Source organism: Bacillus sp. FJAT-44742 (assembly GCF_002797315.1).
GTDB lineage: Bacteria > Bacillota > Bacilli > Bacillales > Marinococcaceae > Thalassorhabdus > Thalassorhabdus alkalitolerans.
On sequence record NZ_KZ454936.1, the window covers coordinates 2,081,446 to 2,107,529 of the forward strand.

The 26,084-nt window shown below is 40.6% G+C and carries 28 protein-coding genes; 10 read left to right on the top strand and 18 right to left on the bottom strand.

Annotated elements, in window-relative coordinates; all coding sequences use genetic code 11:
* Nucleotides 1–16: 16 nt before the first annotated feature.
* On the bottom strand, nt 17–1,033 hold the full coding sequence (gene bioB / locus CEF17_RS10310) for a biotin synthase BioB (RefSeq protein WP_100399449.1): 1,017 nt from the start codon (nt 1,031–1,033) through the stop codon (nt 17–19).
* Between the two features lie 222 nt (nt 1,034–1,255).
* Here bioB and CEF17_RS10315 point away from each other — a divergent pair, with 222 nt between their 5' ends.
* From CEF17_RS10315 to cbpB, 3 genes are all read left to right on the top strand, one after another.
* Nucleotides 1,256–1,561, top strand: a complete 306-nt coding sequence (locus tag CEF17_RS10315; protein ID WP_054635234.1) for a MerR family transcriptional regulator — start codon at nt 1,256–1,258, stop codon at nt 1,559–1,561.
* Between the two features lie 119 nt (nt 1,562–1,680).
* On the top strand, nt 1,681–2,460 hold the full coding sequence (locus tag CEF17_RS10320; protein ID WP_198508943.1) for a divergent polysaccharide deacetylase family protein: 780 nt from the start codon (nt 1,681–1,683) through the stop codon (nt 2,458–2,460).
* A gap of 372 nt (nt 2,461–2,832) precedes the next feature.
* Nucleotides 2,833–3,267, top strand: coding sequence for a cyclic-di-AMP-binding protein CbpB (gene cbpB / locus CEF17_RS10325; RefSeq protein ID WP_100400875.1), 435 nt, complete (start codon nt 2,833–2,835; stop codon nt 3,265–3,267).
* 347 nt (nt 3,268–3,614) lie between these two features.
* On the opposite strand, the gene CEF17_RS10330 is transcribed toward cbpB, so the two are convergent.
* The gene (locus CEF17_RS10330; RefSeq protein ID WP_100399451.1) at nt 3,615–4,043 is read right to left on the bottom strand and encodes an SRPBCC family protein; all 429 of its coding nucleotides are present in this window, start codon (nt 4,041–4,043) and stop codon (nt 3,615–3,617) included.
* Between the two features lie 83 nt (nt 4,044–4,126).
* On the opposite strand from CEF17_RS10330, the gene CEF17_RS10335 reads away from it, so the two are divergent.
* Nucleotides 4,127–5,386 (top strand): DUF4236 domain-containing protein, encoded by a 1,260-nt coding sequence (locus CEF17_RS10335; protein WP_100399452.1) that lies wholly within the window; start codon nt 4,127–4,129, stop codon nt 5,384–5,386.
* Nucleotides 5,370–5,984: a CPBP family intramembrane glutamic endopeptidase gene (locus CEF17_RS10340; protein WP_157843002.1), complete on the top strand. Its 615-nt coding sequence runs from the start codon at nt 5,370–5,372 to the stop codon at nt 5,982–5,984. The genes CEF17_RS10335 and CEF17_RS10340 overlap by 17 nt, the downstream gene beginning before the upstream one ends.
* A gap of 200 nt (nt 5,985–6,184) precedes the next feature.
* On the opposite strand, the gene CEF17_RS10345 is transcribed toward CEF17_RS10340, so the two are convergent.
* Complete coding sequence (locus CEF17_RS10345; RefSeq protein WP_100399454.1) at nt 6,185–6,628, bottom strand: YlbF/YmcA family competence regulator; 444 nt, start codon at nt 6,626–6,628, stop codon at nt 6,185–6,187.
* 192 nt (nt 6,629–6,820) lie between these two features.
* Here CEF17_RS10345 and CEF17_RS10350 point away from each other — a divergent pair, with 192 nt between their 5' ends.
* The gene (locus tag CEF17_RS10350; RefSeq protein ID WP_100399455.1) at nt 6,821–7,585 is read left to right on the top strand and encodes an ATP-grasp domain-containing protein; all 765 of its coding nucleotides are present in this window, start codon (nt 6,821–6,823) and stop codon (nt 7,583–7,585) included.
* Nucleotides 7,586–7,634: 49 nt separating this feature from the next.
* Here the strand turns inward: CEF17_RS10350 and CEF17_RS10355 are convergent, their stop codons facing one another.
* From CEF17_RS10355 to ylbD, 3 genes are read right to left on the bottom strand one after another with little or no spacing between them, the layout of a single operon-like run.
* On the bottom strand, nt 7,635–8,057 hold the full coding sequence (locus tag CEF17_RS10355) for a hypothetical protein (protein WP_100399456.1): 423 nt from the start codon (nt 8,055–8,057) through the stop codon (nt 7,635–7,637).
* A 55-nt stretch (nt 8,058–8,112) separates the two neighbouring features.
* Nucleotides 8,113–8,340, bottom strand: coding sequence for a YlbE-like family protein (locus tag CEF17_RS10360; protein WP_054635226.1), 228 nt, complete (start codon nt 8,338–8,340; stop codon nt 8,113–8,115).
* A 15-nt stretch (nt 8,341–8,355) separates the two neighbouring features.
* A complete protein-coding gene (gene ylbD, locus CEF17_RS10365) occupies nt 8,356–8,745 on the bottom strand; it encodes a spore coat protein YlbD (protein WP_100399457.1) in 390 nt (129 codons plus the stop codon).
* 161 nt (nt 8,746–8,906) lie between these two features.
* On the opposite strand from ylbD, the gene CEF17_RS10370 reads away from it, so the two are divergent.
* Nucleotides 8,907–9,407, top strand: coding sequence for a PaaI family thioesterase (locus CEF17_RS10370; RefSeq protein ID WP_100399458.1), 501 nt, complete (start codon nt 8,907–8,909; stop codon nt 9,405–9,407).
* A gap of 50 nt (nt 9,408–9,457) precedes the next feature.
* Here the strand turns inward: CEF17_RS10370 and CEF17_RS10375 are convergent, their stop codons facing one another.
* The gene (locus tag CEF17_RS10375) at nt 9,458–10,780 is read right to left on the bottom strand and encodes a CAP domain-containing protein (RefSeq protein ID WP_100399459.1); all 1,323 of its coding nucleotides are present in this window, start codon (nt 10,778–10,780) and stop codon (nt 9,458–9,460) included.
* Between the two features lie 168 nt (nt 10,781–10,948).
* Nucleotides 10,949–11,377 (bottom strand): CBS domain-containing protein, encoded by a 429-nt coding sequence (locus tag CEF17_RS10380; protein ID WP_100399460.1) that lies wholly within the window; start codon nt 11,375–11,377, stop codon nt 10,949–10,951.
* 207 nt (nt 11,378–11,584) lie between these two features.
* Here CEF17_RS10380 and CEF17_RS10385 point away from each other — a divergent pair, with 207 nt between their 5' ends.
* Nucleotides 11,585–11,938, top strand: a complete 354-nt coding sequence (locus CEF17_RS10385) for a YugN family protein (protein WP_054635221.1) — start codon at nt 11,585–11,587, stop codon at nt 11,936–11,938.
* 170 nt (nt 11,939–12,108) lie between these two features.
* Nucleotides 12,109–13,167 carry a sporulation integral membrane protein YtvI gene (ytvI, locus tag CEF17_RS10390; protein WP_100399461.1) on the top strand — a complete coding sequence of 353 codons (1,059 nt, stop codon included), beginning with the start codon at nt 12,109–12,111 and terminating at the stop codon, nt 13,165–13,167.
* A gap of 404 nt (nt 13,168–13,571) precedes the next feature.
* Here the strand turns inward: ytvI and CEF17_RS10395 are convergent, their stop codons facing one another.
* From CEF17_RS10395 to cyoE, 6 genes are all read right to left on the bottom strand, one after another.
* Nucleotides 13,572–14,132 (bottom strand): DUF420 domain-containing protein, encoded by a 561-nt coding sequence (locus CEF17_RS10395; protein WP_054635219.1) that lies wholly within the window; start codon nt 14,130–14,132, stop codon nt 13,572–13,574.
* Between the two features lie 436 nt (nt 14,133–14,568).
* Entirely contained in the window at nt 14,569–14,913 is a 345-nt protein-coding gene (locus CEF17_RS10400; RefSeq protein WP_100399462.1) for a cytochrome C oxidase subunit IV family protein, read from the bottom strand.
* Between the two features lie 4 nt (nt 14,914–14,917).
* Nucleotides 14,918–15,535, bottom strand: coding sequence for a cytochrome (ubi)quinol oxidase subunit III (locus tag CEF17_RS10405; RefSeq protein ID WP_100399463.1), 618 nt, complete (start codon nt 15,533–15,535; stop codon nt 14,918–14,920).
* Between the two features lies 1 nt (nt 15,536).
* Nucleotides 15,537–17,411, bottom strand: coding sequence for a cytochrome c oxidase subunit I (gene ctaD, locus CEF17_RS10410; RefSeq protein ID WP_100399464.1), 1,875 nt, complete (start codon nt 17,409–17,411; stop codon nt 15,537–15,539).
* Nucleotides 17,412–17,437: 26 nt separating this feature from the next.
* Nucleotides 17,438–18,466 carry a cytochrome c oxidase subunit II gene (gene coxB, locus CEF17_RS10415; RefSeq protein ID WP_100399465.1) on the bottom strand — a complete coding sequence of 343 codons (1,029 nt, stop codon included), beginning with the start codon at nt 18,464–18,466 and terminating at the stop codon, nt 17,438–17,440.
* 67 nt (nt 18,467–18,533) lie between these two features.
* Nucleotides 18,534–19,433 (bottom strand): heme o synthase, encoded by a 900-nt coding sequence (gene cyoE, locus CEF17_RS10420; protein WP_442857453.1) that lies wholly within the window; start codon nt 19,431–19,433, stop codon nt 18,534–18,536.
* A 418-nt stretch (nt 19,434–19,851) separates the two neighbouring features.
* Here cyoE and CEF17_RS10425 point away from each other — a divergent pair, with 418 nt between their 5' ends.
* Nucleotides 19,852–20,757 carry a COX15/CtaA family protein gene (locus tag CEF17_RS10425; protein WP_100399467.1) on the top strand — a complete coding sequence of 302 codons (906 nt, stop codon included), beginning with the start codon at nt 19,852–19,854 and terminating at the stop codon, nt 20,755–20,757.
* A gap of 95 nt (nt 20,758–20,852) precedes the next feature.
* Here CEF17_RS10425 and CEF17_RS10430 read toward each other — a convergent pair whose 3' ends face one another.
* The 4 genes from CEF17_RS10430 to CEF17_RS10445 all read right to left on the bottom strand — a co-directional run bounded on the left by CEF17_RS10430 (nt 20,853) and on the right by CEF17_RS10445 (nt 26,057).
* On the bottom strand, nt 20,853–21,485 hold the full coding sequence (locus CEF17_RS10430) for a GNAT family N-acetyltransferase (protein WP_100399468.1): 633 nt from the start codon (nt 21,483–21,485) through the stop codon (nt 20,853–20,855).
* A gap of 27 nt (nt 21,486–21,512) precedes the next feature.
* Entirely contained in the window at nt 21,513–22,013 is a 501-nt protein-coding gene (locus CEF17_RS10435) for a GNAT family N-acetyltransferase (RefSeq protein WP_100399469.1), read from the bottom strand.
* Between the two features lie 77 nt (nt 22,014–22,090).
* On the bottom strand, nt 22,091–25,540 hold the full coding sequence (gene pyc, locus CEF17_RS10440) for a pyruvate carboxylase (protein WP_100399470.1): 3,450 nt from the start codon (nt 25,538–25,540) through the stop codon (nt 22,091–22,093).
* 250 nt (nt 25,541–25,790) lie between these two features.
* Nucleotides 25,791–26,057, bottom strand: a complete 267-nt coding sequence (locus CEF17_RS10445; protein WP_374701192.1) for an Fpa/YlaN family protein — start codon at nt 26,055–26,057, stop codon at nt 25,791–25,793.
* Between the last annotated feature and the right edge of the window lie 27 nt (nt 26,058–26,084).

Here is a 26,084-nt window from a genome sequence, read left to right on the forward strand (position 1 = left end):
TTTCCTGCAGCTCTTTCTATGGCAGAATGGCATCTTCTAAAGCATTTTCTTCAATATCAAAACCAAGATCTTTAATCATTTGATGGTCTGATTCAGCAATTTGTCCGCCCGTTGTAAGATAATCTCCTACAAAAATGGAGTTTGCAGCATACAAAGCTAACGGTTGAAGGGATCGGAGGTTCACTTCTCTTCCTCCGGAAACTCTGATTTCTTTATGTGGAAGTATAAAACGACTTAAAGCCAGGATTTTTAAAGAGCGCATTGGTCCTACCCCATTTTGGTTTTCAAGTTTGGTCCCTGGGATAGGATGCAAAAGATTAATGGGGATGGAATCTGCATCTAGCTCTCGTAGAGCAAATAAGGCTTCAATTAACTGCTCGTCCGTTTCTCCCATTCCGGCAATTAACCCTGAACAAGGAGAAAGACCTGCTTCCTTTGCATGGTTGACTGTCCCAACCCTGTCCTCGTACGTATGAGTAGTTGTTATTTCTCCATGGTGATCTTTATGAGTATTTAAGTTATGGTTATATCGATGAACCCCTGCTTCTTTAAGCCTGACAGCCTGATGCTCCTTTAAGATTCCGAGACATGCACAGATTTTAAGTGGATAAGCAGCAGTAATTTCTTCTACAGCAGAAGCCACGTGTTCTACTTCTTTGTCGGTAGGTCCTCTTCCGCTCGCAACGATACAGTACGTTCCTGCTTTCCGACGCATCGCTTCCTCCGCACCCTTGACAAGAGCCTCTTTTTCCAGAAGTGGATATCTGTCTATTTCATTTTGTGCTTGGGAGGACTGAGAACAGTATCCGCAGTCCTCCGGACAAAGTCCGCTTTTTGCATTCACTATCATATTTAGTTTTACCTTTTTTCCATAAAAATGCTTCCTGACCTTAAACGCAGCATCCAGAATGGTAAGTACTTCGTCTTCTTCAGCTCGCAAGACAGCCAGCGCCTCATCTTTTGATAAGGTTTCTTTTCTAATCCCCTTTTCTGCTAAAATCCCCCACTCGTTCCATCCATTTTTTAATGTCAAATTAGACCCCTCCCATTAATGTTAACCAAATATACTTAAAGGTTAACATTAATAGGAAGGGAAAACTACAAAATTGCATAATTGTTTCGATTTTTTTACATTTTTAAATACTCTCACTTTTTAATGTGAGATTTTCTTACATAAGAGAGGTCGGTAATCCATATCTGTGTTAACATTTTATTAAAAGAAAAGCAATCGTAGAGTAAAAGGAGTGGAATCCGGGTGGCTTCTTACAAGGATAAGAAAGTGATAACTATTGGAGTTGTAAGTGAGTTGACAGGCTTATCAGAAAGAAAAATTCGTTACTACGAAGAAAGAAAGCTGTTAGCCCCGGAAAGATCAAAGGGCGGAACGAGAAAATACTCATTTCAGGATGTTGAAAGGCTTGTTGATATTGCCAATAAGATGGAAGACGGAATGCAAACTTTTGAAATACGTAAGATGGAGCAACGTGAACTAAAGAACAAACAGCTTCGTGAACGGATGCTTCGAGGACAAATTAACGCAGCCTTTAACATGAGAAAATAATGATTGAAGCTTCTGCCCATAGAAGCTTCTTTCTTTGTTAATGGATAGAGAATGTATGAAAGGGAATCCTATTTTAAGATAATTAAGAAAAGAAAGGATGACCTCACGTGAAATACTGGATGGCACTTTGTCTTCTCCCGCTTTTTTTCTCCTGTTATGTCACTTCAGTAAATGCTGCTCCTCCTCCTCCTCAAGTATCACTTATTATTGATGACTTTGGCGGCAAGGTGAAGGGCGTAGAAGAAATGCTTGATTTAGATCTTCCTCTCACGGTTGCGATTATGCCTTTTATGGAAGACAGCCATAAGCAGGCAGTCCTGGCTGCGGAAAAAGGTCACGAAGTAATGCTTCATTTGCCGATGGAACCTCTTAAAGGAAAAGCATCCTGGCTTGGACCTGGTGCTATCCGCGCAGAGATGACAAAAGAAGAAGCAAAACAGGCCACTCAAAAAGCTATAGACAGTCTTCCTCATGTGAAAGGACTTAACAACCATATGGGCTCCAAAGTAGTAGAAACCTCTGAAGCCATTTCCGGGGTTCTTGAAGCAGCAAAGGAAAATCAGCTTTACGTCATCGACAGCGGTACAAATCCTCGTTCATTGATCCCTGAGCTTTGTGAAAGTATGGGTATCCCTTACGAAGTAAGAGATGTGTTCTTAGATGACACTTTGTCTTCAGCTGCAGAGGTTAAACAACAAATGAAACACATGGCAAAAAGGACAGAATCGGATGCAAAGACAATCGCAATCGGACATGTTGGTATTAAGGGGGAGGAAACGGTGACAGGAATCAAAGAGGGTCTTTCTTTTTTAAAATCAACAGGAACAGAAATCGTTCCCGCTTCCAAACTGACTCTTTCTAACATATCACGCAACCCTTTTTCTTTCTGGGAATATTAGCAGCGCCCTTCAAATGAAGAAGGGCTTTTTACAGGCAATCGCTTTTTCGTTACAGCTTAGTAATATTACGAAGAAGCCCCCGTCATTGATATAAGTCTCGTTTTCCAGAAAAAGGTTATTCAAATGGTTTACTCTCTCTATAAAGCGGGTATGTTCATATGTGGAAAAGAGTCTGCAAAATAAATTTGTACCTGAATAATTTGTGGCCCTCCATTTGCTCAGATCGGTGAATAGAGTGGGATTAAGACAAGAATGCGCTTACATGTACTTATTGACATTAGAAACCATTCTTCCTATGATAGAATTGGGATCGATGGAACCCACTTTCTTTTACCTTTCCTAACTACACAAAGAAAGAAAGTGATAAAAATGATGCAAACTTTAAAAAACAGCCAGATTATGGACAACGAAATAAAAGAACTAATGATACCAGAAGAGAAAGTAGCTCACGTCCAATTAAACAACCCGCTGGACCATGCCCTGCTTGTTCTCATTAAATCTGGCTATACCGCTATTCCCGTACTGGACCAAGATTACAAGGTATGCGGGCAAATAAGTAAAGCACAAATTCTGGATTCAATATTGGGTATCGAGCGAATTGAAATGGAACGTCTACACGAAATAAAAGTCAAGGATGTCATGTCCGAGAAAATACCAAGAATGAACAAGGATGAAACCTTTGGAAAAGCCTTGACTCTCTCTATCAATCACCCATTTGTCTGTATTGAAGATGACATTGGATCCTTTATCGGTATTTTAACGAGAAGGTCTATTCTGGCTCTGATTAACCGGTACCTTCGAAAGTAAAGCTTACCTGCCAGAAGCTGGAACAAAACCCACCCAAGATGAAGAGCCCTCACATCAGTGAGAGCTCTTTTTTGGATTTCAGTATTCTATTGATTGGTCAAAGATACACTTGCATCCACCTTATACACAAATGAGACATCCGTTCAAGCTTCATTCCATTCGCTTTCACTGTGTCTTCTATTCGTGATTTTGCACAATCATTAAAAACTTTCACGGTTTTCATGATACTCAAAGTTTATCCATTTTCTGAATAAGCCAAGTTTCTAAATATCAAAAGTTGATAATTGGAGCCTTTTTTCCTTAGATAGGAAAGTAAGTTCTGCCCCTGCCTCATTTTTTACCGTTTTTCAAGAAAATATAGTTTTTATTTTTTTTTCTCTGTCCTTAAACATTTGTTTAAGCCCTGTTTTCACCACTGCGGGAGGAAGCCATGAAGTATAAGCGACCTCATCTTTCATAATTGTCATATTATCCTCTTCTATAAATCTGTGAATGTGCTGCCACGTAATAAAAGGAAAGGGAAGCTTTTCTCCTTTATCGATAAAATAATTCCCTTCGTTTACCTCCGTAATTCGGGCTTTCCAGACTGGAGAAACAAGCCCTCCCTTTATCTGAAGCTGGATCGTTTCCCCTTCCTCCGTTCTTTCACCATCAACTACTTTCACCTTTGGAAAACCACTTAGCTTTTCGAGGTTACTTGTGTATAAGAAAAATTCCCAAACGTCTTCTTTCTTATCATGTATTGTCGTTTCATAAGTGAATTCTCCTGAAAACATACCCTTCCCCCCCCTTTTGTTTTTTATATTCCTTCTTTTTCTTGTACAATAAACATTAACAGGTCGAAAGGAGCGATAATCATATGAGTTTTCGTTTTCAAAAACGTGTCAGCGTAGCACCTGGTGTAAGGTTAAACTTCAGTAAACGGGGAATCAGCACAACTGTGGGCCGTCAAGGGGCATCTGTCTCCCTTGGAAAAAAAGGTCTCTATGGAAACATTGGTATCCCTGGAAGCGGATTGTCATACCGATCACGGCTGGATAAAGGGGCTGCCGGGCAAAGGCACTATGAATCTACTGAGAAGCTTTCCTATGATGCAAACCTTGTCTACGATGATTCTTCTCATTCATTTACCTTTGTGGACAGGATGGGTGATGAACTGCCTGCTAATCATTTGCGGGAATTAAAAAAACAAAATGCTTCTAAATTAAAAGAATTGTATAAAGAAAAAGAACGGGAAATCAATGAACAGACAACAAAACTGCTGGAAATTCATCATGAGCTTTCACCTCCTAAGACAGTAAGTGAAATTGAAAATGAAATTAGGGAAGAAACTACAGTGACTGCTACTCCTCCACAGCGAGAAGAGATCTACTTGCGGGAAAAAGCAAAGCTTGAAAATGAAACATCTTCTTTTTTAAAGGTACTTCGTTTCCTTTCTCCCAAGCAAAAAGACGAGTTTAATGAACGCGTTAAACAACGAACCATTGAAACCTTTAATAATGAACAAGTTTCCTATGATGAGCTTGTAGAACTTGCCAAACGAGAAAGAACCTATCGAATAGATTTACTTCACCGCATGATGGCAGGAAGCCTTGAGGCCATGGATGAATGGCTCACAATGGGGCTTGAAAAGCTGGACTTCCCGATAGATACAGACATTGACTTTCAAGTACTCGGCCCTAAAACCGTCTATGTCGATGTAAAGCTTCCTCCACTTCAAGTGGTTCCAGTTTCTAAGGCTTCGATCTTAAAATCCGGTAAACTAAAAATTGAAAGGAAGTCCAAGAAACAACAACGGAACCATTATGCAAAGATGGTTGGAGGAGCGGCGCTATATTTATCATCCTATATCTTCTCCTTGCTGCCACAATGTGATCGTATCGTCCTGTCTGGCTATACGATCGAACCTGATCCAGTTACAGGTCATGATAACGAATGGTACTTGTATAGCATAGATGTTGATCGAGAAACCTTATACACCTTAAAAATGAGACAAGTTCATCCGATACAATCCTTTAAGCAGTTCCACCCAAGGATTGACGCAACAAAAACGTATATTTTCAAACCAATTACTCCATATGAGCCAGAGGAAATTACTGTTTATGAAAAGCAAGCATAAGTACAAGAACATTCCATTGTGGACAGGACTCCTTCTTGCCCACATTTTATTGTGGGGAGTTTTTGCGCTCCCCTCCCATCTTTTTTGGTATTTCTTTCCGCCTGCTATCGCTGTTTTAGGGGTTACTGCCATTCTAGGAACCCATATGAAACAAAAAAGCAGGCTGACTGTTATAGCTGCCTTCGGCCTTATAACGGCTGTCCTTTTTTATCTAGCTGTATACCTTGCAAGCATAATAATTAACCGGTTTCTCCCGGAGCTCAATATTGAAATTACAAATCTTTACGAAACAATTATGCCTGTCCAGTGGTGGCATCATCTTTTTCTTCTCCTTTTAATTATTCCTGTTGAAGAATTATTCTGGCGCGGCTATGTACAGGAAAATTTACCTTTATCCCCTCCGTTAAAGGTTGCCGTTGCCACTCTGTTATACGCCTCCGCTCACATAACAAGCGGCTCTTTTTTGTTGATCACCGCAGCCATCGCCGGAGGATTGTTATGGGGATGGCTATACTTGCGATTTCAGGATATTCGCTTGTGCATCCTTTCCCATCTCCTTTTTAACATCTTGCTGCTTTACCTCTTTCCTCTTGCATAATAACCACACCAAGGAAGTACCTTTTCCTTGTTTGAAGACCAAGGGGATTCTCCCTATGTGTTTACACCCATACATTTGAAAAGGCGTATAATAAAAAAAGGTTCCAATTACCATGTAACATGATAATTGGAACTCTCTTTCATTAAGACGTTTTTGTCCAAATTTCCTCAATCTTCCTGGCTTTCGCCCAATCAGCGAGCTTACCCGCAGCCACAGCTTCCACCGGAGCCACAGCCCCCTCCACAAGAAAGGTTATCGAAATAAGGATTACCCGTTGGCACCTTTATATTTGGTGACACAGCATAGCCAATTTCAGCGCTGATTTCATTTAATAGGGACTCGAGCTCCTTTTCAGCATTTTTAAAGGCGCCGATCGAGTCATTTACATCAAGCTGGCGTTTTAACTGTCGAACATTGGTAGAAACTGTCTTATAATCTGGATGGTACTTACCAAAGCGCTGAACTTCCTCATATTGTTCTTTTATATGGGTAAAACGAGAAATGAGCTCCTGAGCTTCAGAATCCTCATCCATTCGTTCTTTGCAAGTAAGATAAGCTTGAAACACTTCTGATCGAATGACTAAATCTCCAAGAGCTGCCGAAGCAGCAAGGACATCAGCCGGCGTTGAAACCATTGTAGTCATAGATCCACCTCCGAATAGAGATAGTATAACACGTACCAGGTTGTTGGTGAAAGGAAGCTTCTAATGAAAAGCCACTCTGTAATATTAGTTTTGTAAAATCATAGAAGAAGATTGACCGGAAGTTCATTAGCTTCGTATAATATTCTTCGTAATGTATGGTTACGCAAGCATACTATCTCAGGAGGAGCATTCATGAAAATAGTAACGTTTAATCCTTTCCGAACCATCGGGATTCCAAATATTCAATATATTAAGCCTGAAAATATGTTTCATCCTCTCGAAAAAGAAAAGATCTTACAAGCTGATATATGTCTTTTTCCTGAAAAATGGCAGGTAAATGCCCTTGTATATGGAATGAAAAAGAAAATCTTTCCTTCTATAGAAACGATCCATCTCGGCTATGACAAAATCGAAATGACAAGGGCGTTGCTTAGTGTCTGCCCTTCACACGTTCCCTACACTGAAATCCATGGGCGTTCAAAGGAAAGCCTTGAAAATATCCTTCTTACGTTTCCCTTTCCTTTTGTAGGCAAAGAAAGTCGTAACTCTATGGGAAAAGGTGTGTTTCTCATTAACAACCAGGATGACTTTAAAGATTACGCACAAAGTAACAGCACCCTGTATGTGCAGGAATATCTTCCCATCAACAAAGATTTACGCGTTTGTGTCATTGGAAATAAAGTGGTAAATGCTTACTGGCGAATTAATGATGAGAGCAGTTTTTATAATAACATCGCCCAGGGCGGCACTATTTCCTTTGATAATATACCTCAGGAAGCGTTGGATTTAGCACTGGAAACTGCCTTGCATTTAGGAATCAATCATGCGGGATTTGACCTTGTATTTGCTAGGAATCAATACTATTTTTTAGAATTTAATGTCTTATTTGGAAATCAAGGATTTCAGGAGAAAGGTATCCGAGCTGAAGATTATATAATAGAAGCGATATCTCACTAAAAAACGATGCCTCCTGAAAAGGCACCGTTTTTTTGCTTCCCCTACCAGCCTAGGCAATGGTGATTTCAAAGCTCATTTCTTTCGCATGAGCTTTTCCTTCATGATCAACTGGCTGTATGGTAATTTCATGATCACCGGCTGGCAATCCTTTTATCACAAAAGCGGCTTGATCCATCCTTCCAATCTCTGAGCCGTCTAGCTTTAAAAGTAAGTAACCGTCTCCTTTCTGCTCGTTCATGGAGAGAGAGAAGTCTGGAAGAATACATTCAACATAAATATTGGCTTCTTTCACTTTATATTGCAGGCTCCACCCATCTTCCTGCATGGATTCTTTTGTGACTTCACTGGTCACTTTATTCACTGGAACTATTTGTAATGGTTCTATTTCTAGCATTTCCTGGCTATAGGCTGCCGATGCATAAAAAGTAGTGCAAACCATCGCAAGCAGGAATGCAGTTTTTATTTTTGACAATTCGTAAACCCCCTTTGCCTGTATGTTGTGACAAAGAAGGCTTACTTATCCAAATTTATTGAGCCCTTAGCATATTTAGAAGCATCATGACCATATTTAATCCATGATTCATTTTTTCCACTCTTTGGGGGAAAGTCTTGCCGTGATAAATGTTGGCTTCTTTTTCAAATTCCATGATCCTTTGAGGGTTTCTATTTAATCTTCTATACCAATGAGGATGAAAACGGATGAAAGCTTTTAAGTCAGGCCGTGAGCTCACGTAGGAATATACGTCTTGACGCAAGTTTTTCCACCTCTTTTAAAACCATCTAAATGAAAAGGGATCTTCCGGACCTCTTTGAGGGGGCTGTGGCGGCTGCCGTTGGAACTGCTGAAATAATTTCTGTACATTCCCCATTACACCGCTAAACTGGGAAAGATTTTGCTGTAAATCCTGCATATTGATCCCATTTAAGCTTTTTAACAGTCCACTTATCATATCAGGCTGACCGCCAGAAGTACTTTCTTGCGGGTCGCTTTCTTTTTTGTAAGGAGACCACTCTGCAGCATCAGATCCTAATACTACCCAGTCCTGGTATAAATGGTTCCACGATTTTCTTCCTTCTCTTACTTCTTTTATAAGCAATGGATGGCTTTGAACAAACTTTTTGAACTCCTCTACGGATGGATGAAGTGACTCTTTTTCCATAACAATTCCACCTCCCGTAAAACATATCTCATGCTCTTTGACTTCTTCTCTTCGATATTTTACGCCCTCCTGTTTTAAGAAGTGCGCCCAATTTTTGTTTTGTTTTGAAATTACATGCTACAATATCGATAATCGGTAAAAGCATAGAAAGGAAAAGTCGAATGGAAAATAATCTTTCTCACGTTTTACGCAATGAATTTGAAGACTTTTTAGGGCAAAGCAGCAAAGAAGACCAGGAGGTTCTTTCCAGCTTTTTTAGAGGCCTTAGGGAAAAACAAAAGGGTAATTACGTGTCTTATATCGGAAGCTGGCTTGAAACTGAAAGAAGTTTTCTCGATGATGGCACGTACGAGGTGTCGATCCCTATTAAGCCATCTATTATGAACGCGTTAAATATCGTGCATGGGGGAGTAACCGCCACTCTTTTGGATACAACAATGGGAAGCATGGTAAATCTAAGCCTTCCTGAGGGACAAGTTGCCGTGACACTGGACATGAAAGTAAACTACATAAAGGGTGGCACAGGTAACAAACTCCGCTGCCAAGGGGAAATCATTTCTCGGGGGAACAAAGTGTGCGTCACAGAGGCGAAAGTTTTTAATGACGAAAATAAAGTGATTGCTTTGGCAACAGGGACTTTTTATGTGTTGCCTGCAAAATAACAAAAAGGGTGCCAAGTATGCTATGAAAGCTTCTTGACACCCTCCTTTTTTTACCAAGGTGTAAGGAAATTCTGGGTATAATATCTTTCGTATACTCCTACACCAAGGTGGGAGAAATCTTCGCTTAATAAATTTACTCTGTGGCCTTCACTATTTAACCAGCCTACTACAGCTGCGGTTGCATCAACATACTGTGCAGCTATGTTTTCTCCGGCTCTCATAAATGAAACATCTCCTGCTGTCATCCGGTCCTGAAGGGCTCCAGAAGTTGGAGAGTCGTGGGCAAAGTAATTATTTTGAGCCATATCCTCACTATGCAAATAGGCGACCTGTGCAACCTCTTCATCCCACTCCAGAGGGTCTATATCGAAGGATTGCCTGATGACATTTGTAGCTTCAAGAACTTGCTGTTCTGCTGCCTCTTCCACCGGTCTCCACTCTTCTCGACCCCAATTAGGTCTTTCTTCTAAAGATCCCCGGTACGTAATAGAATAAGGCCTATGGTTAACGATTGTTTCACTATTTAAATATCTAACGCCAATAAGTCCGTCATCTATCGTATCAAAATATAGCTGCGCCCATATCCCATCCTCAAGCTCTACAAGCGGCCTATCTGCTGCCTCTTGTTCATCTGGATGAAAGGTAAAAGAACCGTCATCCGTTTCTACAGTCGGCTCTTCTTCCACCTGAAGATGATTTTCAACTTCACTTCGGGTCATACCTGCCTGAAGTGGAGCAACTGAAGCTTCTCCACCAAGAGCAAGAACGGTTTGAACCACATTATCCATAATCCCGACAAGAATATATTCCTGATGCTCCTGATCCAAATAAACATGAACATTATAGCCATAAAGAGAAGGATCCACCCTTTGAGCTTCGCCAAGTAAGTTTTGAACAGTCTCTTCACTTTCACCTATAAGACTTTGCAAACTGTCCTCAGCAATTGTTTGTTCTTCTTCAAGGTGTTCAGACTCAGACTGTTGCTCCTCGTTCTCGGATTCTTCTTCGGAAATTTCTTCTTCATTGGACTCTTCTTCGGAAGCTTCATCTTCCTCTGTTTGTTCTGTTTGAGTTTCTTCCTCCAGCACAGGCAGTATCTCCTGCAAATTAAGTTCATCTATAGTAAGGCCCTCTAAATCTATGGACTCTAGATCAATCTCGTCTAAGTTTATGTTATCTCTAGTTTCACCCAGGTTACTTAATAAATCTTGAAGGGAATCTTCCATCGTCATTGATTCCTCAGGTATTTCTGTTGATGTATCCTCTTGGCCTTCCTCGGCAGGCATAACCCATTCCGGCCAGCCTAGCTGCCAAACAAGCACCCCAAACGTGATTCCAAATACAATAAAGATAAATCCAAGTTGTCTGAACATCCTATGACTCCTCTCTTCCACTGCACCACTAAGGAGAACAGCTTCCCCGCTTAATTCCTTTTCTATTCTCTATTAAAACATTTTTATCGGTGTCTGTGCCACCCGTTATACATACCAAAGAACCACCCATAAATATAAGGGCGGTTCTCGTGGTAATAATACTAAGTTTTAATGATGCACTTCCGGTCTTTCTGAAATCTCGCTTAAAGCAAAGGAAGCTTCATCCGCAGTAGTCCTTCCAACTGCCAAATCACCCAGTGCTACAATCCCTACAAGCTTTTGATTCTCTACCACAGGAAGTCGTCTTATTTGTTTCTCTGCCATCATCCTCGCTGCTTCGTCTACTGACATTGATGGTTCAGCTGTGATTAAATTTTCACTCATTATGTCTGAAACTGGGGCAGAGTTCGCTTGTTTTTCAGCAATACAACGAACAACAATGTCTCTGTCCGTTATCATTCCCATTAGATTTTGCTCTTGAACAATAGGTATAGCTCCCACATGAGTGTCTTTCATTTTAACAGCAGCGTCGTATACCGTGTCCTCCGGTTTACAAGTTTCTACCCCTGTGGTCATGATATCTTTTAAGGTCTCCAAATATTTTCCTCCTTTATCGATAAAAATGATACGTCACTTATAATTCCTCGAAAGCAAAAAATCATACACCTATGGTGAAGGTTTTTACTTCAAACGGCAGACAGTAGAGGTGTCATAAAGTTTCCATACTAATGCGTTGCATCTTCTCGATAAACATACTATGATAAAGAAGGATAACAGGTTATTTAGACATAGGAGGGACAGAAAATGAAGATCGAAGGCTTTGATATTCAGGAGCAGGAAGTCTCCTTTGGAAAGCTACACATGGTTATTGAAGAAAATGGATTCGTTCATTCTGAACAATGGGATTATGAAAGAGTGACGTTTGATTACAGATTTTTAGACAAAGCTGAAGATGCTACGTACTATCTTCGTATACCAGCCTACAGTGTAAGTGGAGAAATTGGAAAAGAAGATACAAGAGTGAAACTGATGACTCCTTATTTGGGCCGTCACTACTACCCCCACGGTGTAGAATATGATGAGGAATTCCCGGAGAAAATCGTAAATAAATGCAAACAAAAGCTTGCAGCAATCGAAAAAGAACTTAAGGAAGACTAATTTTTGAATAGTCATGCTACATAATGTAAGCCAAAACTTCAGGAAAGTAAAACCGGATGAAGCATTTTTCACCCGGTTTTTTTGAAATATTTTCCTTTCTTTTTTGTCCTCAGTTTTTGTCACACCACACTGAGACAATGATTTATATGTGTCAAGAAAGGGGACTACCATTGTCTGCGCTGCTTAATAAAAAAATACTGCTTACCATATTAACAATAATTATTGTGGGGGTTGCAGCATACTTTGTGCTGCCTGTCTCCCTTCCTATTATTTTAGCTTTATTAACTGCTCTTGCACTTTCACCGGTAGTCCGCTTTATGACTGACCGGTTGAGAGTCAGGCGCAACCTCGCAGTCATGCTTGTCTTTACAATTTTTGTCTGTTCTATTGGTATCGGAGGGTACATCCTCGTTACACAGGCTGTCACGCAAATCGTTGATTTTGTAGAGAATCTTCCAGCTTACATCAATGATTTAAACCGGGCATGGCTAAATTTCCAAGCCAATTTAGAAAACACATATGAAGATCTGCCTCCAGAGTTTGTTTATGAAATTAACAGTCAGGTAACACAAACATTGAACAATCTGCGTCTCGAATTTACTGACCGTAACATTATTACTGACCTTACATCCATTGTTGCATCCATACCAGGGTATCTTGTCACATTTATTGTTTATCTTATCGCTTTGTTCTTATTTATGCTGGAGCTTCCTCGGTTAAGCAAACAAGTATATTCCTTTATGAGCGACAAGACAGAAGAAAAGGTTAAATTTATGACTTCCCGCCTTTCTTATGTGGTAATTGGATTTTTTAAAGCGCAGTTTTTGGTTAGTATTATTATTTTCGTTGTGACATTTATTGGTCTGTTGATTATCGCGCCTGACGTTGCTTTAGTCATGTCATTAATCATATGGCTGATCGATTTTGTTCCAATCATTGGTTCTATTGCTATCTTGGGACCATGGGCACTCTTTCACTTGATCGCCGGAAATATTGGCCATGGTTCACAGTTATTAATCCTTGCTGCTGTCCTTTTAATTATCAGAAGGACTGTCGAACCTAAGGTGATGGGGCACCACATCGGACTCTCCCCTCTTGCCACGCTCATTTCATTGTATATTGGCCTTATGCTGTTTGGGGTCATTGGTTTTATTGTTGGTCCTCTCATTGTGATTGCCTTTACTTCTGCAAGAGAGGCAGGGCTTATTAAACTAAATTTTAAAATTTAAGCTTCTTCCGGTACGTTCCCAAGGGGATGATTCTACTCGTTTACCTGAACGTTGGGAGATAGAATCTAAAGGGAGTATTTGGTAAGAATACAATCAGTTAAATCCAATAAAAGGATCACGTTTTTTCTGAAAAAAACAGGCTGTTGAGTATACATTTCTCAACAGCCTGTTTTTAGGATTACCTGTGTTTTTTCATTGACAGCAACTTCTCCTCAACTAATGATGAACAGTCATTCTTATATCATTAATAAATGTGACTTCGTTCCATCTTCACTTCTTTCGCTGGCAAAGATAAACACTTCTTTATCTAATAAAAATCAGCAAAAAAACCTCCCCCCTTTTCATAGGCGGAGGTTTCTCGACATTACGCCCCCCTCATTGGGAAAGGCGGTATATTAATCATTTTAGTAGTAAGGTGAAATCATTAAATAAACCAATACACCTGTAATACTTACATACAGCCATAAAGGCATTGTCCAGCGGGCAATCTTCCTATGCTTATCTACTTTGTTGCTGATCCCTCTGAAAAAAGAAAGCAGAGCCATAGGTACAATGATAATTGCTAAAATAATATGGGAGATAAGGATAAAATAATAAAAGCCTGCATACAATCCACTGCCCCCAAAAGCAGTTGACTCAGCCAGAAAATGATAGGTTACATAGGTTACTAAAAACAAGGAAGTAGAACCGAATGCAGCATAGATAAATCTTTTATGCATTGTAATATTCTTTTTCAAAATAAAATAGAGAGCAGTAAATAAAAAGACAGTGGTAAAGCTATTAAAGATGGCATTCATCATTGGTAAAATCGTAATATCGAAACCAACATCACCGCTGTACCCTTCCATAAAAAACAACACAGCAACCAAACCATTAATGGCGACTGTTAAAAACACAATAAGAGGAGTATAATTGCGTTCTTTAGCAAGGGCACCTTCTGCTCCTTTATTTTCAAACTGATTCATCGACTATCCCTCACTTTTTCATATTTCCACATCCTATTATACACTAAGAAGGAAACCTTCACCTAGGGTATTCTATAACAAATAAGTGAACATCAAAACAAGATATTTACTCTGCTGCTTCCTTTATGCCTAATCCTTTTTGACATGTCTTTTGCCCGTTTATTGTTGATTTATGTTAAAAACGCTCCCTTGCACATAAAGGTACACGTCAACAACCATTCATGCTTCCTTTTCGTCGCATACCCGAGATCTTCTATGCCTCGGGCATGGAGGCCGCTTCCTCGGTGCATGGTCTTCATCACATGCTATTCCCTAAGGGTCTAGCGCCATTATCTACAATCAAATGACTTATACATAAACTTACGCCTTTAACAGTACCCACGGCATAAAAAAACCCCCTCCTGCTAAAGCAGAAGGGGGTTTCCTTCATCTTAACTTAATATTTCACGACACCAAGCAATAGGGATAAGGCAATTAATGTAGGAGTAGCTACAAAAATCCCTGCCACCATAAAGGCATTTGGCCATGCATGGTTTTTATCCTTCAAATGCATGAAGTAGAATAGCTGCAAGAAAAACTGCACTGCAGCCAGCAACAGAATAAAAGGAATAACAAAGTTCTGAGGGAAGATATCACTTCCTACTGCAAGAAACGCAAGCAATGTGATAAAAATCATGAAAGCAAAAGCGATAACTTGAATGTTTCTTTCGCGATCAATCTTCTTTCTTTCCTGTTTTGTCATTGCACTTTTTTCAAAAGACTGAGATAAGTGTTCTGCCATCGCATTAACCTCCTATTCCCATAAGATAAACAACTGTAAAGATAAATACCCACACTACATCAATAAAGTGCCAGTATAAACTAAACAAGTAAAACTTAGGTGCATTTGTCAATGTAATGCCAGCCTTACGGTAGCGGATTAACAACGTAATAATCCAGAGGAGACCGAAGGCAACGTGAGCTCCATGCAGACCTACCAATGAGTAGAAAGCAGAAGCGAAGGCACTCGTTGAAAAACCAAGTCCGTAATGATAATATTCCACAAATTCGTAGATTTCTAAACCAATGAACCCTAGACCAAGAAGAACAGTTACCCATAGCCAAATCATCATGGCTTTAAAGTTATTCTTCTTCATTGCAAACATAGCAAGCACACTCGTTAAAGAACTTGTTAAAAGGAGCATGGTCATAATAAAGACCAGGGGAAGATGAAACAGGTCTGCAGAAGCAGGCCCGTCACCTACACCGCCCCGAAGTCCGAGATAAGCGCCAAAAAATGTTGCAAACATTGCTGTTTCTCCGCCCAGGAATACCCAGAAGCCTAGAAACTTATTCTTTCCCTCGAGAGTCGCTTTCTCAGGGTTGGAGGGTAGACCTTTTGACACATCAATTGCATCTGCCATATTAGCTTACCTCCTTTTCTATCTCTTTCACGCGCTCGACTGGGATATGGTAACCATGATCCTCTTTGATGGAACGGACAAACATAGCACCAAAAGTGACTACACCGCCAGCTATAGTAACAGCGATGGCTGCTGCATTTGGAACGTCCATATTAAACATGATAAAGCCGAATCCCATGATAAAGAGACCTACACTTATGATAAATGGAAGGATTGAGCCGTTAGGCATATGAATATCCTGCAGAGGTTCTGCTGGTTTCATCTTTCCATCACCATGAATTTTCTCATAAAACAACGGATCTAAAGAACGCACTTGCGGAGTTTGTGCAAAGTTATACTCAGGTACCGGAGTGTTAGTTGCCCACTCAAGAGACCTGGCATCCCATGGATCTGCCACAGTAACACGCTCAGATTTAAGTGCTGAGTAAATCACATTAATGACAAGGATAATTACACCAGCACCCATCATGAAAGCTCCGATGGAAGAGATCAGGTTATAAAAATCCATTCCTTGTCCTTCTAAGAATGTATAAACACGACGCGGCATACCGATAAGACCGAGAATGTGCTGAACAAAGAATGTTAAATGGAAACCAACATAGAATACCCAGAAAAAGAGCTTTCCTAACGTTTCATTCAGCATATGTCCAAACATTTTTGGATACCAGTAGAACAAACCAGCAAATATACCAAGAACGATACCACCTACAACAATGTAGTGGAAGTGAGCTACAACAAAGTAAGTATCATGATATAAATGGTCAACAGGCGCCATGGCAAGCATAATTCCTGTTACACCGCCAAGAACAAATGTCGGTACAAAGGAAGCCGCACAAAGCATGGCTGTTGTAAAACGAATCTTCCCGCCCCACATCGTAAAGAGCCAGTTAAAGATTTTGATACCTGTAGGTACGGCAATCGCCATTGTTGCAATCGCGAAAATAGAGTTTGCAATTGGTCCAAGACCAACGGTAAACATGTGGTGAGCCCAAACCATGAAACCGTAGAACGCAATGATTAATGTTGCAAATACCATTGCTGTGTAACCAAATAGTCGTTTCCCAGAAAATGCTGGAATAACTTCTGAAATGATACCAAAAGCCGGCAAAACAAGAATATATACTTCCGGATGACCGAAGATCCAGAATATATGCTGCCAGATCAGTACGTTACCACCCATGTCAGGTGCAAAGAACTGGCCGCCAAACAAGCGTTCAAGCATCAGCATGGCCAATCCAGCTGCAAGCGGTGTAAATGCAAATACAATTAAGATAGATGTAATAAGAGACGTCCAGCAGAACAATGGCATTCTCATCATTGTCATACCAGGTGCTCTCATATTAATGATTGTAACTACAAAGTTAATACCGGATACTAATGTACCGATACCACTTACTTGAAGTCCGAGTACGTAGAAATCAAGACCTAAATGGCCGTATTCATTCGTTGACAGGGGAACATATGCCGTCCACCCTGCGTCAGGAGCTCCTCCAAAGAACCATGACAAGCTTAAAAGCAAGCCACCAAAGAAGAAGATCCAGAAACCGAGGGCATTTACAAATGGAAATGCCACATCCCGAGCACCAATTTGCAGCGGGATGACAAAGTTCATAAAAGCAAAAAGTAAGGGTGTTGCTGCTAAAAACAGCATGATGGTACCATGCATCGTTATAAATTCGTTAAAGGTTTGACCACTAATAAACTGCATTTCCGGATACATAAGCTGAATACGCATAAATAGCGCCATGACACCAGCTTGTACAAAAAACAATGTACCGGCAATCAGGTATAAAATACCCAATTTCTTATGGTCAACCGTGGTCAGCCAGTCCCAAAGAACGCTTTTGGACTGAGTGTCAGCAGTTGTACTAGCCACTGGGTTTACCTCCTTTATATATTATTTTATTCTTCTTCATCCATTACGCTTAGTTCCATAAGGTAATCTACAAGCGCATCCATTTCTTCCTGTGGCATATCTGGATATTCTGGCATGTTGTTTCCTTGTTTTAACGCTTGAGGTTCACGAATCCATGCCTCAAGGTTTTCCTCATTCATTTCAAGGTAGTTGGCAATCGTTTCACGGTCACCAAAGTTCGTTAATGTCGGACCTGCTGCAGAGCCAGAACCGCCGATCGCGTGACATCCAATACATCCTTGGTCCTCAAAAACTTCTCTTCCCTGGTTAGCAACTGTTTCTTCAAGTTCCTCTTCAGGATCTTCCTGCATGCTCTCTACCCAAGCATCATAATCATCTCTTTCAAGAGCAATAAGCTTAAAGTCCATCAGAGCATGAGAAGGACCACAAAGCTCAGCACATTTCCCCATGTATACTCCTGGTTCATCTGCTTCAAGCCATAAGGCGTTCTCTACTCCTGGAAGGTTGTCCACCTTACCGCCAAGTGCCGGCACCCAGAATGAGTGAATTACATCACTGGCATGAAGATTAAACGTTACTTTTTCACCAACTGGTATGTACACATCATTAGAAGCAGTAAAGCCTTCCTCATAATCAAACTGCCACCAGTACTGATGACCAGTCACATCAATAACTACTGCATCTTCATCTCCTTCTTCAGGCTCAGTATCTGCCAAAAGAAACGTACCTGTTAATGTAGGAATAGCCAAAACAACTAGTAATAAAATAGGGATAACTGTCCAAGTAATCTCCAGTTTATGGCTTCCTTCTACCTGCTCAGGTATTTCATTATCTCCAGGTTTTTTTCTGAATTTCACTACAGCTATGAAGAACAAGGCAAATACAACAATAATAACAAGAGCCATTACATACAAGCTCAAAATCATGTTGTCAAAAATCCATTGAGACTGGGGTCCCATTGGATCCAAGGCAGTCATTCTCTGCTCACCACAGCCTGCTAGGAACAAAAGCAGTGCCGTTAAAGGCAGAAACCTTGATAAGTATTTCCACATCATGGAATCATCAGACCTCGCTTTCTTTTTTAGTTTTCATACATTTATCTTTGTATTATGGTCATCATCCTTAGATATGAACAATGACCATAAGCACAAACAAGATTGTTAGATAGTTTAATGAATATACAAACATCAGACGTGCCCATTTAACGTCATCTTTCATCTTAAACCCATAAATGCCTAACGCGAACCACCCAATGCTTAGTATAGCAGCAACAGTAGTATACACCCAGCCAAATGGATAAAGAAGCAAAGAGATTGGAATGAGGGCTGCTACGTAAACTACCATTTGTCTTTTTGTTACTTTAAAACCGGCTACCACTGGAAGCATAGGAATACCTGCATTTCTATATTCTTCCACCCTCTTCATAGCCAATGCTAAGAAGTGAGGCGGCTGCCAGATAAACATAATTGCAAATAGAACCCACGCGTAATGATGAAGGCTTGGATCTACAGCGGCCCACCCAATTAAAGGAGGCACAGCTCCTGAGACACTACCCACAATCGTGTTAATAGAATGAGTTCGCTTTGTCCACATTGTATAAAGGACAACATAAACAAAAAGACCAATCATACCAATAATGGCAGCTACAGGTTCTACCAATAACAGAAATAGTATACCAAGACTCGACTGGGTAATACCGGCCCATAGAACATTCCTTGCGGGCATACCGTTTACAGTTGGACGATCTTTGGTACGTTCCATTAAATGGTCAATATCTCTGTCAATATAGTTATTAAGAGTACAACCTCCTGCCATAACAAGTCCTGCCCCTAGTAACGTAAGTATCAGAATATGTAGATTCTGAGTCAAACTAAACCCTGTATACACTGAAGCTAGGAAAATACCTGCGAAAGCAGTTATTAAATTAGAAGAGACAATTCCCATTTTGGCAAGGGTAACATAACTTTTCCACGATTTCACCGGTGCATCTTCAGCCACTATCTCCTTCGGGTGCTCCAGCACCTTTGTTGACTCAAGTACCGTGTTTGTCTTGCTCAAATCCGTTCACCCCCCTTAAAAATTACGATCAGTTCCTTATAACCTGCAGTTGTAGTTAACTAAATGAAGCAGGAAGTAAGCCCTTACCTAGTTTATCAGTAACTAAGGTGCAGGAAAATGAAAATTTTATTTCACCTAAGGAAACCAGCATTATTGTGAACAACAGCTGCCTTGCATAAAAAGGCACATTGTCTGTGCACTACAGACATTATAGCTTAAAATCTTTTTTGTTTCATTACTTTCCTAAGTTTCACAGTTTCTTCACATTTCTTAAATTCCAAACAAAGTTCATTTTTAGGAAATTGACTTTTCCCTGCAATATTCATACCATTAGAATGGTAGTTTTCGTGTTGTTATAAATACAGATTTAGGGGTGAATACCTTGAATAAAGGGTTAAAAATCTACGGGGTCATTACATCAATCGGGATGTTAATTGTCCTTTTACAAGGTGCCCTGGTGACAAAAACAGAGTCAGGCGATGGGTGCGGTTCAACCTGGCCCCTTTGCTTTGGGGAAGTTGTGCCGACCTCTCCTGCTGTTGAAACCATCATAGAATACAGCCACCGGCTTGTATCGGGCCTTTTAGGAATCATGGTAATTATATTAGCCTTCTGGGCATGGAAAAAAATCCCGCACATTAGGGAAACAAAATTCATGGCAATTATGGCTGTTTTATTCATTATTTTCCAGGGTCTTATGGGCGCTGCTGCTGTAGTATGGGGACATTCTGATATCGTCCTGGCCCTTCATTTTGGAATTTCTGCCATTTCATTTGCTACTGTTGTCTTGTTAACCGTACTTGCCTTTGAAGACGGACGCAGTTCACCTGCTCCCCAGGTCACAAAAGGATTCCGTAATTATTTAATTTTCGTTTTGGCGTATTGTTATGCAGCCATTTACACCGGGGCCTACGTTAAGCATTCCGAAGCTACATATGCTTGTCAGGGGTTTCCGCTGTGTAATGGCCAGGTCATACCGGATATGAGCGGTTCGATTGGGTATGAGATCGGCATTCATTTTGCTCATAGAATTTTTGGGATGCTTCTATTTGTCTTCCTGCTTATATTAATGATTCTTGCCATTAAGCACTACAGCGTCTCAAAAGCTATTTTATGGTCAAGTATTCTGGCATTTATTCTGGTGATCGGGCAAATTACTGCAGGTGTTTCCATTTTATTTGCTGACAGTTATTTGACACCCGCTCTTTTCCACGCTATGATCATTTCACTTTTATTTACAGTTCTAAGCTATATGGTTATGATTTCAACCAGAAAGCCGAGTATATGACTAAATGTCTCCTAAAATAAGCTGAACCCCCTCCTTGAGGGGGTTTTTTGTAAGAATTTCATGCCTAGTGATATTATTTCCAAATACTTCATTATTTAAAAGAAATCATATAAAAAAGGTGTAAGAGGAGGAAGCATGGCTTTGAATCCTTTGATCTCTGCTTCGTCTCCTGTTAGTAAACCGGCATTTACTGCATCTTCCACAGATGTATAGCCCATCAGAACGGAAGAGAGGGTATTAATCGTACATGTTACCCCTTTGGCTTTTTCCACTCTCCTTACGAGGTTGTCTCCCGGATCATGCACCTCAACCTTAAAAGAACCGTCATTCCAAGAGCAGAAATTATCAGTTACATGGATAACAGCTTCCCCTTTCTTTATAAACGGGTACGTTTGAAGCAACGAAAACACATTCACAATTCTTCCCATAAAATAAGATTCCCGCTCCTCCTTTATGTGAGGGTTTACTAGAAGAAGACGTGACGGATCATCTATGGAAGGCTTCATTACCATTTCTTCAATCATGGAATCATGGTTTGCAAGGAAATTCCATAAACCTTCCCTGGACTCATTCGTAGTATGCACAAACTCATGTACGGTAAGGGTTCTTTCTTTAACCTGATAGATAAGATACCCTTCCTCTTTCCCCTGTGAGTTTGTAAAGACCGCTATCTGCCCTTTTTTTCTTTTGAACACAAATTGGTTCCACCAATCTTCTGTCCTCTCAATAGCCCCTGCATATTGTTGGACAAAAGATTAGTAGATGGTGTTCAGTTCCTTCCAGTCTTCTTTTGCTACCCTCTTTATTGTACCTGTGGATTTCCTATCAGGAATTGGCAGTTTATCTTTGGTAATCGTCCATTTTTTTGTGTCAGCAGAGAGCTCCCAGCCATATCTTCTATAGAAAGGAATAGAAAAAGGGTACAAAAAAGATAAAATATGCCCTCTGTCCTTCATGTCTTTTAATGAAGCTGTAAGAAGCTGACTGACAAGCCCGCTTCTTCTTTTTTCAGGCCAGGTCGCTACCCCGGACACTCCACCGGCAGAAAGTTTATGTGGCCCGATATATACTTCCATAGGAAGAATGGTTAGTTTACTGTAGATTTCATCTTCTCCTGCTGCCACCCACACGTTTTCTGGGTTAATAATTTTTTTGCGTTCCGCCAGCTCTTCACTGTTCATTTCTACTTGAAAGGCAAATTGGCCAAGCTCCATTACTTGATCTATTTCACTTGTTTTCATTTTTCGTATTTCCACACTCCGTCACACTCCTGAATCTTCTCGTTCACCGTAAGCAAAAAGGCAGCAATCATCTGCTGCCTTTCTCACAGTGTTTAATTTTTTAACTCAATTAACAGGTCTCCAGATTCTATGGCATCTCCATTTTCAACATAGATTTCCTTTACTTCACCATCAAACGGAGCCTGGATTGTTGTTTCCATTTTCATTGCTTCTGTAATCATTAGATGGTCGCCTTTTTTGACCTTTTCTCCCTTTGCTACGAGAGCCTTAATCACAGTGCCAGGCATGGAAGCTCCGATTTGATTTTCACTGCTCTTATCTGCTTTTGGGCGTACTGAAGCTGCCGTTTTTACATTTTGGTCTTTTATCACTACTTCTCGCGGCTGACCATTTAATTCAAAATAAACGATCCGGTTTCCATTGTCCTGGGGTTTTGAAATGGAGACAAGTTTTACAATTAATGTTTTTCCTTGTTCAATTTCCACTTCTATCTCTTCACCAAGACGAAGACCGTAAAAGAAAGTAGGAGTATCAAGGACTGTTACATCACCAAATTGCTGGCGGAACCGCTCAAAATCCATAAACACTTTCGGATATAAAGCATAAGACAGCATGTCATGGCTTGTTACCTGGCGTTCTAGCTTATGGTACAGCTCTTCCTTCATTTCATGGAAGCTTACCGGGTCCATGTTTTCACCTGGACGGTTGGTAATAGCTGTTCTGCCTTTAAGGATAATATTTTGCAGTTCTTTTGGAAAACCCTGATAAGGCTGTCCCAAAAATCCCTGGAAAAATTCAATTACCGAGTCAGGAAAGTCCAATGATTCACCTTTTTCATATATATCATCTACGGTCAAATCGTTTTGGACCATATAAAGAGCCATATCACCTACTACTTTGGATGAAGGGGTCACCTTCACAACGTCCCCAAACATATCATTTACTTGGCGATACATCTTTTTCACTTCATTCCAGCGGTTCTTTAACCCTACGGCCTTTGCCTGCTGCTGAAGGTTGCTGTACTGTCCCCCAGGCATTTCATGTTCGTATACTTCCGTGTGAGGTGAATTCATTCCACTTTCAAAGCCTTGATAATATTTTCGAGTATCATCCCAGAACTCACTCAATTCTTCAACGGCTTTTACGTCAATGTTCGGTTGTCGTTCATTTCCCGCTAACGCATAGTACAAGCTGTTTCCACTTGGCTGCGACGTCAGTCCTGCCATGGAGCTTACCGCTACATCTACAATATCGACTCCGGCTTCAATAGCTTTGGAGTACGTAAAAATACCATTTCCACTAGTATCATGTGTATGAAGATGAATAGGAATATCAATGGTTTCCTTAAGCTCGCTGATAAGCTGGTAGGCTGCTTCCGGTTTAAGAAGGCCTGCCATATCTTTAATGCCAAGGATATGAGCACCTGATTTTTCAAGCTCTCCAGCAAGGTTTTTGTAATAGCCAAGATCGTATTTTGTTCTTGAAGAATCAAGAATATCCCCTGTATAACAAATTGAAGCTTCCGCGATTTTGTTGCTTTCCCGTACAGCATCTATGGTCAGCTGCATTCCTTCAATCCAGTTTAACGAATCAAATATTCGGAAGACATCTATTCCGGCACTTGCTGATTTATCAACAAATTCTTTAATGACGTTATCAGGATAGTTCTTGTAACCGACAGCATTGGATGCTCGCAGGAGCATTTGCATCAGTACATTAGGCATTTTCTCGCGCAGCATAATGAGTCTTTCCCATGGATCTTCGTGAAGAAAACGCATTGCCACATCAAAAGTAGCTCCCCCCCACATTTCTGAGGAAAAAAGATTCGGAAGCATACGTGCTGTAGGCTCTGCAATTTGTTTTAAATCCTGGGTCCTGATTCTTGTGGCAAGCAACGACTGGTGAGCGTCTCTAAACGTTGTATCTGTTAACAGAACTTCTTTTTGCTCTTTGACCCAGTCTGCCAGTCCCTCTGGACCGCGCTCATCAAGAATCTGCTTTGTGCCCGGTGGAACAGGTTCACTGTACTTCACCTTAGGAATCTGGGGCTTATCAAAGATTGGTTTCTTTTCTTTTTCCAGCCCTGGATAGCCATTTACAATGGTTTCCCCAATAAAGGTAAGCATTTTCGTTCCCCGGTCTTTTCTTTTCGGAAAGACAAATAGTTCCGGGGTAGTATCAATAAAGGAAGTATCATACTCTCCAGTTAAAAAAGCTTCATGCTGGACAACATTTTCAAGAAATTCAATGTTGGTCTTTATACCCCGAATTCGAAATTCTCTTAGATTCCTGAGCATCTTCACGGCTGCCCCGTCAAAGGAAAGGGCCCATGTAGAGACTTTAACCAGCAGGGAATCATAGTGTGGCGTAATGATTGACCCTTGAAAACCGTTCCCGGCATCCAGACGGACTCCAAAGCCGCCACCAGAACGGTACGCCATGATTTTCCCTGTATCCGGGAAAAAGTTATTGCTTGGATCCTCTGTTGTTACGCGAGATTGAATGGCATATCCATGGGTATATATATCCTCCTGCTTAGGGATTCCCAGCTCTTTTCCATGAAGAGATTTCCCATCCGCAATGTGGAGTTGGCTCTGGACGATATCAATGCCGGTGATCATTTCTGTAATCGTATGCTCCACTTGGATTCTAGGGTTCACTTCAATAAAGAAAAACTCACCATCTGGATTAACCAGGAATTCTACAGTCCCTGCATTAACATAGTCAATATCTTTGGACAGTTTAACCGCAGCTTCACAAATTTTTTCACGTACATTTTCAGACAAAGAAACACTTGGGGCCACTTCCACTACTTTTTGATGCCGCCTTTGAACAGAACAGTCTCGTTCATATAAATGAACGATATTGCCGTCTTTGTCTCCTAAAATCTGAACTTCTATATGTTTAGGGTTTTCAATAAACTTTTCTACGTATACCTCATCATTTCCAAAGGAGGATTTCGCTTCAGATTTTGCCCTTTCAAAGGCGTCTTTAAGGGCCTCAGGACTGCGGACAATACGCATGCCCCGTCCGCCTCCGCCAAGAGAAGCTTTGATAATAAAAGGAAAGCCGTGCTCATCAGAAAATTTCTTTACTTCCTCAAAACTTCCCACAGGACCGTCACTGCCTGGAATAACAGGAATCTCTGCCTTTATAGCAGTTTCTCTTGCTTTCACTTTATCTCCAAACATTTCCAGGTGTTCCGTTTCCGGACCTATAAAAATAAGGCCTTCTTCCTTGCATCGTTTAGCAAACTCCAGGTTTTCAGACAAAAAACCGTAGCCTGGATGAATGGCATCGACGCCGTTTGCCTTGGCAATTTCAATGATGCCTTCAATGTCCAAATAAGCATCGATCGGCTTCTTTCCTTCTCCTACTAAGTATGCTTCATCAGCTTTGTAGCGGTGATATGCCCCTGTGTCTTCTTTAGAATAGACCGCTACTGTGCGAATATGTAATTCTGTGCAAGCACGGAATATACGTATTGCAATTTCACCCCTGTTTGCTACCAATACCTTTTTGATGTTTTGTAACCTGCTCATGAACATCCTCCTTGTTATGTTTTCTCTCCATCTGCCTTGCCTGCAAACCTTTTTCTTTTTATAGTTCGCTTAGATGTCTGATTATTCTAAATACACTTATCAACTTATCATACCATCTCAAATTGATCTGTCAAAAAAAAACCTAACATTACTATGTGTTTTTGTTTTCTTTTTTACTATATTTTTCTTAGCTCTGCGTCTCTTTGTACATAAAAAAATCCAAGCTATCATCTGTGGATAGCTTGGATTTTTATTTACCTACGGTAGCTTCATGAAGAGCCGCTAACTTTCTTTCCAGCTCTGCAAGAATATGTTTTCCCGTTTCTTCATCAATCAGGCTTAAACGGATAGCAAAATCAATTTCCCGAGATAGGCCAAACATCTGAGTATCTAGGACCTCTTCATAAAGAGGACATTGGGGCATTGTTAAATTGTCCATTTGAACTTCAATGAGTTTGCGGATTTTTTCTGCATCGGCTTTCAGAAGGGCATAAGCTTTCTCGCTATGTTCAGTCATTGCCTTTATGCTCAAGGGTGATCCCTC